11 protein-coding genes and 1 tRNA gene are annotated in these 12055 nt (G+C 44.2%); 6 read left to right on the top strand and 6 right to left on the bottom strand.

Annotated elements, in window-relative coordinates:
• Nucleotides 1-123 precede the first annotated feature (123 nt).
• From WC980_07955 to WC980_07940, 4 genes are all read left to right on the top strand, one after another.
• A complete protein-coding gene (locus tag WC980_07955; protein ID MFA5794977.1) occupies nt 124-867 on the top strand; it encodes a PIG-L deacetylase family protein in 744 nt (247 codons plus the stop codon).
• 86 nt (nt 868-953) lie between these two features.
• On the top strand, nt 954-1988 hold the full coding sequence (locus WC980_07950; GenBank protein MFA5794976.1) for a DegT/DnrJ/EryC1/StrS family aminotransferase: 1035 nt from the start codon (nt 954-956) through the stop codon (nt 1986-1988).
• Nucleotides 1989-2072: 84 nt separating this feature from the next.
• Entirely contained in the window at nt 2073-2906 is an 834-nt protein-coding gene (locus WC980_07945; GenBank protein ID MFA5794975.1) for a hypothetical protein, read from the top strand.
• A complete protein-coding gene (locus WC980_07940) occupies nt 2903-3628 on the top strand; it encodes a metallophosphoesterase (GenBank protein MFA5794974.1) in 726 nt (241 codons plus the stop codon). The genes WC980_07945 and WC980_07940 overlap by 4 nt, the downstream gene beginning before the upstream one ends.
• A gap of 35 nt (nt 3629-3663) precedes the next feature.
• Here WC980_07940 and WC980_07935 read toward each other — a convergent pair whose 3' ends face one another.
• From WC980_07935 to WC980_07925, 3 genes are all read right to left on the bottom strand, one after another.
• The gene (locus tag WC980_07935; protein ID MFA5794973.1) at nt 3664-4245 is read right to left on the bottom strand and encodes a cob(I)yrinic acid a,c-diamide adenosyltransferase; all 582 of its coding nucleotides are present in this window, start codon (nt 4243-4245) and stop codon (nt 3664-3666) included.
• Between the two features lie 146 nt (nt 4246-4391).
• Nucleotides 4392-4474: transfer RNA gene (locus tag WC980_07930), tRNA-Leu, on the bottom strand.
• Nucleotides 4475-4546: 72 nt separating this feature from the next.
• Nucleotides 4547-5092, bottom strand: a complete 546-nt coding sequence (locus tag WC980_07925) for a hypothetical protein (GenBank protein MFA5794972.1) — start codon at nt 5090-5092, stop codon at nt 4547-4549.
• A gap of 135 nt (nt 5093-5227) precedes the next feature.
• On the opposite strand from WC980_07925, the gene WC980_07920 reads away from it, so the two are divergent.
• Together WC980_07920 and WC980_07915 are read left to right on the top strand one after the other, a co-directional pair.
• Nucleotides 5228-5647 carry an STAS domain-containing protein gene (locus WC980_07920; protein ID MFA5794971.1) on the top strand — a complete coding sequence of 140 codons (420 nt, stop codon included), beginning with the start codon at nt 5228-5230 and terminating at the stop codon, nt 5645-5647.
• Nucleotides 5647-6747, top strand: coding sequence for a YifB family Mg chelatase-like AAA ATPase (locus WC980_07915; protein ID MFA5794970.1), 1101 nt, complete (start codon nt 5647-5649; stop codon nt 6745-6747). The genes WC980_07920 and WC980_07915 overlap by 1 nt, the downstream gene beginning before the upstream one ends.
• Here WC980_07915 and WC980_07910 read toward each other — a convergent pair.
• The 3 genes from WC980_07910 to WC980_07900 all read right to left on the bottom strand — a co-directional run bounded on the left by WC980_07910 (nt 6689) and on the right by WC980_07900 (nt 12055).
• Nucleotides 6689-8281, bottom strand: a complete 1593-nt coding sequence (locus WC980_07910; GenBank protein MFA5794969.1) for a recombinase family protein — start codon at nt 8279-8281, stop codon at nt 6689-6691. The two genes, WC980_07915 and WC980_07910, sit on opposite strands and share 59 nt — an antisense overlap.
• Nucleotides 8282-8291: 10 nt before the next feature.
• Nucleotides 8292-8597: a hypothetical protein gene (locus WC980_07905; GenBank protein MFA5794968.1), complete on the bottom strand. Its 306-nt coding sequence runs from the start codon at nt 8595-8597 to the stop codon at nt 8292-8294.
• A 347-nt stretch (nt 8598-8944) separates the two neighbouring features.
• Nucleotides 8945-12055 (bottom strand): AAA family ATPase, encoded by a 3111-nt coding sequence (locus tag WC980_07900; GenBank protein ID MFA5794967.1) that lies wholly within the window; start codon nt 12053-12055, stop codon nt 8945-8947.

The following is a 12055-nucleotide window of genomic DNA, read 5'->3' as shown; positions in this document are numbered from 1 at the left end:
GCAGTTTGAGATACTACCAGGTATAATGTGAGGGTCCCGGCAAAATAGCCGGGATCTAAGTGGCACTAATAGCATACCGTCACTACGTGCCGGTATAGTTAAGTGCCACTAAGAGGTTTTTTTATGAATAAGCGTAATAATCATTGCGTGGCCAGCGACGAGTTCCTGGGCAAGCAGACGTTGTTGGTGATTTCTCCGCACGCCGACGACGAGGCCTTCGGCTGCGCTGGCACGATGGCTAAAATCAAGGATATGGGCGGCAAGGTCTATGTCATGCTCATGTCCGTAGGCGACCTGAAGCATTACGACGGACGGAAAGACATAGTCCGCAAGGACGTGCGCCGGGCCGAGTTCGACAAGACCGCCAAGTTCCTCAAGGTGGATGATTATGATATTGTTTTCAGCGACAGCGAAAAGCACCTGCGGCTGGACGCCATGCCTCGGCGCGACCTGATTGCGGTCATCGAGCGCGAGAGCAAGGTGAGCATCGACCGGATTAAGCCGACCATCGTGGCGCTGCCGGCCACATCGTATAACCAGGACCACTGCGCGGTGTTCCAGGCCGGGTTCACGGCCTGCCGTCCGCATTCACCGTCCATAAAGTATTTTCCGCCGATAGTCCTGTCTTACGACAACCCGACCCTGTTCTGGAACGTGGAATACGAGAAGTTCCATCCTAACTTTTACATCGATATATCCGATTATATGGACCAGAAGCTCAGGGCGCTGTCGCACCACAAGTCGCAGTTGAAGGACCATTTGCATCATTGCAGTATGGAAACGCTGGAGACGCTGGTGCGCTTGCGCGGCAAGGAGATATCGGTCGAAGCGGCCGAGGCGTTTATGTGCTACCGGTTCGTGTGGTAAATGCAGAGCCACAGATTAACACGGATAGACGCGGATAATATAGATAATTTAGAAATCAAAGATAAGTACGGATAGGCACTGATTATATGCATATTAAGCATTCGATGCCGACGCTGGGAAGTGCTGAGTCGAGGATGTTGGCGGGAGTCCTGGCAACGGGTTACCTGGCCCAGGGACCGAAGGTGGCGGCGTTCGAGAAGGCGTTCAGCAGATTCCTTAAGACCAAAGGAGCGGTGGCGGTCAATTCCGGCACCAGCGCGCTGCAGTTGACGCTGTTGGCCATGGGTGTCAAGCCGGGCGACGAGGTGATTATTCCCAGCTACGTCTGCACGGCGGTGCTGAACGCGGTCAATCATACCGGCGCCAGCCCGGTGCTGGTGGATATCGGCGATGATTACAACATCTGCCCCGATTCTACCCGGCAGAGGGTTACCAGGCGGACCAAGGCGATTATCGCGCCGCATATATTCGGCCGGCCGGCAGACCTGGGCCGGTTGATGAAGATGGGCGTGCCGGTGATTGAGGATTGCGCCCAGAGCATCGGGGCTGTTTATAAAGGGCGCCGGACCGGCAGTTTCGGCAAGGCGGCCATATTATCTTTTTACGCTACCAAGATGATGACTACCGGCTACGGCGGAATGGTTGTGTCCGGCGACAAGAAACTGTTAGATAAAATCAGGGACCTGAGGGAATTCGATAATCGCGATGATTACAAGCCGCGCTATAATTGCCAGATGAGCGACTTGGCGGCCGGGCTGGGGCTGGTGCAACTGGAGCGCCTGCCTAGGTTTATCCGCCGGCGTCAGGCCATCGCCCGCAGGTATGAGCAGGCGTTCGGATTCCCGGGCGCAGTGCAGAATCAAGGAGTGTTTTTCAGGTATCCGGTCCGGGTGGATAATGTCGGCTGGGCCATCAAGCGGCTGGCCGGCAAGGGCATCGAGGCCAAGCGGCCGGTTTACAAACCTTTGCACCGATATTTCGGATTCACGGCCAACGGGTTTCCGATGACCGAGAAGTTATACGAATCGACGCTGTCCATCCCGATATATCCGGCATTGGGCGACAGGCAGGTCGATTACGTCATAAAGAATACACTGGAAATCTTGAAAGGCGCCGGATAAATAATATACTCCGGCAGTTTGTGAAATTACTGCCGGGTATAGTCGGCTGTAACTTCACAGGCATCCGACTATAATCAGGAGATTATGAGTAATATTTACCAGATTGGATTGATGACCTACCGGGAATCAGTGCGTCAGCCGTTGCTTTACATCATTATCGCGGTGTCGGTGATACTTATATTGATAGCGCCGCTGTTCAGCCTGTTCGCATTCGGCGAGGAGCTGTCCATGGTCCGCGAGGTAGGGCTGGCGGCCATAATTTTCGGGTTGATACTCATCGCCATCCTGACGGCCCATCAGGTGGTTAACCAGGAGATAGAGAGGTTGACGGTGATGACGCTGTTTTCCAAGCCGGTGCGGCGTTCGGAATTCATCCTGGGCAAGTTCGCCGGCATCACGGTGACGCTGCTTTTGGCCGCCGCGATTATGGGATTGGTTTACCTAACCGTTTATTGGTTCAAGGAAGGCCGGCCTCAGATTGATTTGATGGTGCAGCAGGGCAAATCATCCGGCGCGGCGTTGTGGCAGTTCCTCCGGTATGACGGCCTTCTCCTGGCTAAGGGTGTTTACCTGTGTTTCCTGCAGGTGGTTTTGCTAGCCTCGTTTGCGGTTTTGATAGCCACATATTTCCCGCTGGTCATAACCGGCATCGGGTGCTTTGTGGTATTCGCTTTGGGGCATATTTCGGATTATTTATACCAGACACTGAAGGAGAGCGGCGCGGTAGTGGGGTCGTTGGGCTGGCTGGCCGCGCTGATACTGCCTAATTTTACCATTCTGAACGTATCGTCGCTGATAGCGACCATGACGCCGGTGTCATCAATATACATTATGTGGGCGACGGCATACACGGCCATATATTGTGCCATAGTTTTGCTTGTCACCATAGCGATATTTGGTAAAAGGGAAATCAAATGAAGTACGCTGTTTTTGGGGATATCCACGGAAACCTTGAGGCGCTGGACGCGGTGCTGGAGCGTTGCGCCCAGGAGAAGCCGGATAAATACATATGCACCGGCGATATCGTCGGCTACGGCGCCGACCCGGTGGCCTGCGTGGACAAGATCCGGGCGCTTGACCCGATTATCGTGGCCGGCAACCACGACTTCGCCGCGGCCGGCATCCTCAATACAGATTTTTTCAATAGCTACGCTTTCCAGGCGATTGAATGGACCAGGAAAGAACTGCCGCCCAAGTATCTTGATTTCTTGGGCAAGCTGAAACTGGTCAAGAATATTAACGGGCTGACCGTGGTTCATTCGACGCTTTATAATCCGGAATTATTCGAATACATCCAGACCAATTATGACGTCCAGCTGGGGTTTAGCAGCATGGAGGGAAAAATCTGTTTTATCGGCCATTCGCACGTGCCGGTTTCGTTCGTGCTCCAGCGCGGTTCGTTCTCGTTCTCGACCGAGCCGTTCCTGCCGGTGACGGCCGACATCAAGGTTATTTCCAATATCGGAAGCGTCGGCCAGCCACGCGATGACAACCCGGCCGCGGCTTACGCGATTTACGACGACGCCGAGGGCATCATTTGGGTCAAGCGCATTGAGTATGACGTGGAAAAGGCATCGGCTAAGATTAGGAAAGCCAAGCTGCCCGAAGTCCTGGCCGAACGCATCAAATACGGGCGATAAACATTTCTATACCCTATTTTGAATCTAAGGAATAATCAGTAATCTATCCCTTTTACCGATTTGAGACCGTCCTGGAAGGGGTGTTTTATTTCCAGGATTTCGCTGACCAGGTCGGCCGCGGCGGTGAGCTGGGGCGGGGCGTTGCGTCCGGTTAGAATCAGATGGAGTTTGTCCGGTTTGATTTGAATCAGGTTTAATACGTCGTCTATAGAAATCAGGCCGTAGTCAACGGCGTAGTTTATCTCGTCCAGGATGACCATACCGTATTTATCCGATGCTATTTTCTCGTGGGCCAGTTTCAGGGCGCTGGCCGCGGCGTCTTTGTCCTGGGCTGAAGGGTTCTTGGGGTCGACATGGCAGGCAAAGTCGCAGTTATGGCAGTCGAAGCGCTGGCTGGATTTTGCCGGGAAGACGCAATCGCGTCCGGCCTGGATTATTTCCAGGTCCGGCGCCAGGCGCCGGGCGGTGGTTATCTCGCCGTAAACCGGCGAGCTTTTGAGGAACTGGATAATTAAGACTTTAAGCCCCTGACCGACGGCCCGGAACGCCGCGCCCAGAGCGGAAGTGGTTTTGCCCTTACCGTGACCGGTTATGACGATAACTAAACCGCGTTGCATAACTGATTCTAACCTCGTGGACTTTATCCTTACAGGATGTTACGCTGTCCCGCTTTAGCAAGGCCTAAATAATTTCTAACCCCGCTTTTTACACCGTAAAAAGCGGGATAAGAAACTGTAACAGCCTTCGGCTTAACAGTTTCTAATGGGCGAGGAGGGAGTTGAACCCTCACCTCCGTAAGGAGAGGGGATTTTAAGTCCCCAGCGTCTGCCATTCCGCCACTCGCCCCGTTAAAGGAACAGATATTTATCCATTCCTCTAACGGGGCGTGTCCTTATTTATGGGATAATAGAGCCGACTTTATCGCACCCTGTTTCTGGATTGCCTGAAAACTACTGGTTTATTAAACAATTCGGTCAGCACTATGGCTTTTTGGGCGTCTGATAACATTTTCTCGTCCAAAGAGCTCATTAATCCTTGCCAGCTGAAGGTTTGCCTGGAATCGGATATTACTTTTTGCGATGCCGACTCAACATTAGAATCATCTAGTTTAGCTGATTTTGAGTAAACGACTGTTGTTTCCGGCCCGGAATTAGCCGTCATCTCCCGGATAATCGGCCTGGCCGTCTGCCGGAAGACAGTTTTCCCGGGTTGCTCCTGTTCGGGTATGGATAAGGCTTTTCTAAGGATATCTTCGAGATTAAACTGGGGTTTTTCTTCCTCTTCAGGCTGTTTTGATGGAGCCGTCGTTTGTTCCGGCGCAGGGCTGTGTTGTCCTAGCCCGGTTTTCCGGCGCTGCATTTCGGCCCGCTGTTTTTGGGCCTCGGCTATCTTTTTTATTATGCTGGCGCCGGCGATAATAATGAATATCACCGCATAGGCCGCCAGTTGAATCAGGTCATCCATAGGGGTTTAGGTATAACATATCAAAACTATTAGTCCAGAAAATATAAATATGCGTTTTTGGGTGATTATGGTTTTTCTTGTCGCAATAGGTTATTTTTTATTGACAATATTTTAAATTAGATATAATATACGAACATGACGCCTATCTCTAGAGAATGGGAACAGTATTCTATGGATAATTTCCGCATAAAAACCTTAAGGTTGCCGGACGATATTATCGTGGTTGCCCCGATAGGTAGCCTTGATAGCGTGACGGCTCCGGAGCTGGAGAAGACCATACAAAAGTTTATAGATACCGAAGCGCATAATTACATATTTGATTTGTCTAAGCTGGAAACACTGACCAGCGCCGGAATAGGATTTTTCACCAAGCTAAATGGAGTTGTATCTGATAAACACGGCGGAATAGCCATAATAAACCCTGTTGCTTCGGTCAAAGAAACAATGGATATATTCGGGCTTTTCCGGTATGTTTCTTTGGCCGATAGTCTGGATTCGGCGTTGCGAATAATCAGCCAGAAGAAAACGGGCCAGACCCGTCGTCCAAACCTATAATGGCATTAGCCAAGATATACAGCACCGCAGTCAAGGGCATCGAAGCATATCCGATAGAGATAGAAGTAGACATTTCTCGAGGGCATCTGCCCAATATCATAATAGTCGGTTTGCCTGACGCGGCCGTAAAGGAAAGCGTCTCGCGAATCAGGGCGGCCTTTGCCAACGCCGGATATCATTTTCCCGGGCAGGGCCGGCTGACCATAAACCTGGCTCCGGCCGATGTCAAGAAAGAAGGGCCTGTTTATGACCTGCCCATCGCCGTTGGCATACTAGCCGCAACCGGATTGGTTTCGTCCGAGGCGTTAAGAGGTTTTGCCCTGGCCGGCGAGCTGGCTTTGGATGGTAAAATCAGGCCGATAAAAGGGGCTCTCTCGATGGCCATGAACTGTTCGGAAAAAGGATTGCAGGGGGTTATTGTGCCGGCGGCTAATGCCGGAGAAGCGGCAGTTGTTTCCGATATCGACGTTATTCCGGTAAGCAGCCTGTCCGAAACAATCGGTTTCTTGAATAACAAGATAAAAATAAAGCCTCTTAAAACAGATTTAGGCGAGACTTTTTCACGGCTGAGCCGTTACGAAGTGGATTTTGCCGAAGTCAAAGGCCAAGAACACGTCAAGCGCGCGTTGGCGGTAGCCGCAAGCGGCTCGCATAATGTTCTGATGATAGGGCCGCCCGGTTCCGGCAAAACCATGCTGGCCCGGCGGATGCCGACGATTTTGCCGCTGTTAAGCCTGCAGGAGTCATTGGAAACAACCAGGATTCACAGTGTATCAGGTTTGCTGTCTGCCGATACTCCGTTGCTGGCGACCCGGCCGTTTCGGGCGCCGCACCATACCCTTTCCGAGCCCGGCTTGGTGGGCGGCGGGACATATCCCCGGCCCGGCGAAATCAGCCTGGCCCATAACGGGGTGCTTTTTCTGGACGAACTGCCGGAATTCCATAGGAATCTATTGGAATCATTAAGGCAGCCGCTTGAAGAAGGCGCCATAGTTATCGGCCGGGCCAGCGTATCAGTAACCTATCCGGCCCGGTTTATGCTTATCGCGGCAATGAATCCCTGTGGTTGTGTTGAGAATTGCACTTCGACCTTAAATTAGATTTCGGGTCGTCATCTGGATTATCAGGGTCTGTAGGTGAATAAAACTCTGGTAAATGATAAAACATGAATTGAATTTGGTCTTTATTAATCACAACCTTTTCTAGTATATTATCTACAAGTATTTTCTTTTGAGTCGTGTCTAATTTTGGGAAAAGTTCTGTAAATGTCTTTACTCGGTCTAAAACAAACTGCTTGCCTGTATGTTCAATCTTATGATACACAAGCTCTCCTTCTAACCTAGGTAATTCTTTTGCAATCTGTTCTTTTCTAATTTCTAGAGGAGTTATCCTTTCCTTGAAAGTAGTATGAGATAGACTTTTCTTCTCCCATAACTCTATTAATGAATCAATCTTCTGGTCAATTTCTCCAAGAGATTTTTTTAAGCTTTTTATTCGACTTTCTATTTGACCCGTATTACTAGTTTCGTTTTGATTATCTGCTTGTAATTGTCCTGGCTTTATAACTAATTGTTTGATTCCCTCAAGAAAAAGGTTGTCAAGGTCTTCTAATGATATTCCGTTGCCACATCTAGCAGCACATCTATATTTTGCGATACCACCATTGCTACCGGGGTGAGCATACATCTTGCTTTTTTTGCATACACCACAGTAAACATATCCGCTTAAAAGGTATTGCGCTGGAGGTTTTGTTCTTTTTCTTAACGAAATGGTTTTTAAAATCCTCTTGGCCTCATTCCAGATTTTATCACTTAGGATGGCTGGTACTTTTACTGTTTTCCATTCACCTTCTGGTTTTATTTTCCATCCCATTCCATCCCCTTGTGACTTAGTGTAGTTTGCAATATGCAAGCCTTTAGGTGTCGGGTCTTGAAGATGTCTTTTCAATGTAACATCTGTTAAAGGTGCTCCCTCTGGATGCCACTTGTTTGGTCTTAATCTGTATCCTGCCTTGTTAAAAGCATGAACTGTTTTTGCAAGGCTTTTATGTTTAATAAAGAGTTCGTATTCAAACTTTCTGATGGGCGCCTCTTTTAGATAAGGAACTAGTTTTTTATCTTTTACTTGATAGCCAAAAGTTGGGTGTCCTCCTAAATGCTCGCCTAATGCTGCACGAATAGGAATGCTTGCAGCAACCCTTGCACTAATTTCTTCCCTTTCCCATTGAGCCAGTGCTCCAATAACGTGAAATAGCAATTTACCCGCAGGGGTAGATGTGTCAAATCCTTCTTCAATGGAAATTAAATCAGCCCCATATTCTTGAAAGAGATCCGAAAAATTAATAAGTTCTTTGAGATTTCTTGCAAGCCTTGCAAGTTTAGTAAAAATTAACGCTTTTATTCTCCCTGTTTTGACATCTGCAATCATTCGCTGAGTTTTAGGATTATCCATTACGGATTTCCCAGACGTCCCAGATAAATCATAAAGCTCAACTATCTCCCATTCTTTCATTTTAGCATACGCTTTAGCACGCTCTTTGTGATGCCTTGGGGAATCACCCTTTGCCTGTTCGTCTGTAGATACCCTAATCCAAACGCCAACCTTTTTAGACTCTTTTGTTTTTTCAGTATTCATAAATTTTTATTTAATCAGGTTTAGAAAGAGCATTAAAAAGGAGAGCTAATCCAAGTCCAAGAATGACCCCACCGGCAAAGTTACTCGAAGAACTAAAATTTTGTTGGCTATAGTCACATTTTGTACATTGAAGATACTCATATTTGAACTTTACCATCCTTAACTTCGCACTACAAACAGGACATTTCTTCGGGGCGAGCACTTTTTCAGGTAAAACTTCTATTCCTTTTTTTGCTAATGCCTCTCCAGCCTTCTGCCAGTTTTGATATACCCAATTTGGAACTCTAATTGACTTGTAATCAGTAAGTTTATTCATAATATCATATCCTCCATTCTAACTTAGGGTGTATTCTACAGCTTTCTACAAAAATGTCAAGAAAATAGAAAATTTTTATGTCTATGGATAAAGGAAAGGTGACAGAGCGGTTGATTGCGGCGGCTTGCTAAGCATTAAGCACGCTTTCGACACTTTTCGCCAAGACTCGCCAGAATTCTACAACATTCGACAAACCAACAGGTTACAAACAATCATTTGAACGTTTGATTCGACAGCATTCGTCAGTATTCGCCCCTTTTGACTAAATATTTGGCACACTAATGTCACATGAATTCGGACGCGTTTGGGCGCCCCGGACAAGCGTTATTGGTGTTATCTAGAACCAACTACCTATCAAGTTGGATAATTTTAAACTCATCATTAAGGAATTCAAATTTCTTTCTAAACAGAGTTCCTATTTTTTGACTTGCTGTTGCAAAAAATATCTGTTTGTTTTCGTAAATTGCTATATCCCTTAAATAGTCAAGGAAAGAAAGAACATTCATGTCATCAACATGTGCAACTGGATCGTCAAAAATAATAAAAGGTGGTCCATTTCTTAATTGGCGATTTAGCGCAAGGAAGATTGAAATGAATAAGGCGGATCTTTGCCCAGAGCTTATTTGACTCAAAGGAGTTAATTCGGCTTCGCCATCTCGTTTTAAGAATATTCCATTATCGTCTCTTGAATCACTTAGTTCAATATCTGAAAATTCTAGAGGACTATGAATATTCCTGAATATATTTACAATAGAAATTTTATTATCGCTGAAAAATTTTTCAAAATACTTCTGTTTACTATAATTCTCACGAATATTTTTAATTGCCTCTGACGCATTCCCTGCACGAATTTTTCGGGGTTCTAAAACCAGGAGATCGCTATCTAATTCTTCGATTCTTTTTTTACATTCCTTGATTATTGAAGTATTTTCTTTCTTTTCTGTAGCAGCATTTTTAAAGTTAGAAAACACACTTTTAAGTTGCTGTAAAGAAATCAAAAAGCCAGCGATGTCTTCATTGGGCAATATAGAAAACTTATTCAATAACTTATTAAAACAATCTAAAGACTGTTTTAAGTTTTCTTCTCTCTTTTTTAACTCAAGATGTGGATTATCGCTATGTTCCTCCTCCCCAAGAAGAGCGCTAAACAACTCGTTTCTTTTAATGATTAATTGTTGGTATGATTGATCATAAGTGTGCAATTCCTGTTTTTCTGACTTTATTTTTACGTTAATTCCTTCCAATAATGAATTTATTTGGACACGCTTGCGATATGTTAATTCAACTCCTTGGAGGTATTGATTGGCCTGTTCTTTTAAATTTCTAAATTCTTGCTCATCTAATCCTTTTGCCCGTAAATTGCCTTGGGTAACGATGAGTTCATCAAGTTCCCTTTCGATCGAAAGGAGATGAGATGCTGTTTTATTTGCCTTATCAGTCAAGCCATCAAAATATATTTTTGAATAATCTAATGTATCAAAAAGAATTGCGGCAATTCCTTTTACCTTTTCAATAATTTCAAGATTTACTGAAATTCCATACTTCTTTTCTTTTAACTCTTTTTGCTTAAGTAGCAATTCTTCCAAAACGTTTGTCTTTTTTAATTCTTTATGAGAATCAATTATTTTGTTTCTTAAGTCATCCAGTTTATATTTAGCATTACATAATGGACAATTTGTTGCCTTTGGATTGACCTCTAAAAATTCTTGCCCCTTTACTTTGATTTCTTTGACAATAGCTTCAAGTTTGCTTAGGGAGAGCTTAACGCCTTCGGTTTTACTAACAATCTCTTTTAAATCGGTGTCTAACTCACGAAGTAGCATTCTCTGGGATTCTTCATATTCGGTTAAGGGAACCCGCACATTTTTAAATAACGAAAAATCGACATGCTCACTTTTGTTTATTACGGATTTCAGCTTCTCTTTTTCTTTATTTAACTTATTTAATTTGTTTTCAATCCCGTCAAGCACGTCAATTTGTTTTTCATTTATATAAGGGTGCAATTTAGTAAGCAATGATTGCTGTGCGTTTAATAATTCTATCTTCCTCTCGTTTTCGTCTTTGGTTTCTCTTCTCTTTTTAACCTCTGAAACGAATTTATTAGCCTGTTGTAACCCAAGCCGATATTTCTCGCTTTCGTTTTTTATCGAATCAAGAGATATTGAGTTCATCCAATAAAGAACCGACTTGATTTCTTCACCTAAAATCTCTATCGATGACAACTCTGTTTCAAAATCTATCCAAGAATCTTCATGGCTTTTCGGCAAAGCACCTAACCAATGTATTCTTTTTGCCAATGCAATAAAAGCATCAAAATAATCAGAAATATTTTCTTTCGATTCAGAATACTTCCGGAGTGTTTTTTCTTGGGTTAATTTTTGGCTCTGCAGCTTTTCGAATTCATAAGTTAAACTTCTAAGTTCATCGTTAAATCGTCTCGAGATGCTTTCAAGCCTTTCATCAATAAAATTAGCCTTTTTGCCAAGAGCTAAGGACAAAAAAGCATCTCTTATATCTTTTGAAGTGTTGTCCTGAGCCAATCTATACGAAGCATCTGAATCATAGAAATTATAGCGATTAAAGCTTAGATGTAAGTAATTACCTTTTGGATAACTATTTCCGTACCAGAATAAATCGCGAGTTTTAAATTTGCTGTTCCCGCTTTCTAAATTATCACTTTTCCCATCTGTATAAAATAAAGCTATCTCGCCATCATTGTTTTCGTCTTCATTTCGAAATGTCTTTCCGCACAAACATAATTCTATCGCTTCTAGTAAAGAGGTTTTCCCTGTCCCATTAGACCCTATTATTAAATTAACTTTATCAAAAATGAATTCTTTCCCTTTTGGGTATGGACGATATTTGTCTAATTTAAGCTTATGGATAAATTCTAGCTTATTTTCAAAGTCTAGATTTGGTTCAAAATAAGCTACCTCTTCCTTTATTGGATTATTTTCAATATATTTTTTTACTACTTCTACATAAGGTGTTTTTAAAAATATACCATCCAAGTCTTTTTCTCTTAATTTATTTATCCATGTTATGCTTAAGTCTTCTTGTGTAGTTATGGCCGAAGTATCCAATAAATCAGTTTTTGAATTTAATAGATGATCAAGCAATTCTGGAGATATTATACGCTTACGCGTATATTTTTCATCACCTTCAATTTGCTGCCTAATCGTATTGGTTATTTTCTCTTGGTCGCATACAAAATATAAATAATAATTCCATTGAGGGTACCCAGAATGCATATAGTAGTCTGTTGCGATTATTTCATCCTGATACTCATTTAGGTTGAAATTTTCTGATAGAATGGATTGACTAAAATCAAAATAATTTATCGCTATAAGCTTCTCACCGCTACCATATAAAAATTCTCCTCGTATTATATCTTTTTTGGGATAGGTGATCCTCTTGAAGTTATTTTCAATTGATTTGATAAGGCTATGAGTATTCAT

It is taken from the genome of Candidatus Brocadiia bacterium (assembly GCA_041658285.1).
Classification (GTDB): domain Bacteria; phylum Planctomycetota; class MHYJ01; order JACQXL01; family JACQXL01; genus JBBAAP01.
The sequence above is the reverse complement of the archived record's forward strand: the minus strand, read 5'-3'. Positions and strand labels throughout refer to the sequence as shown.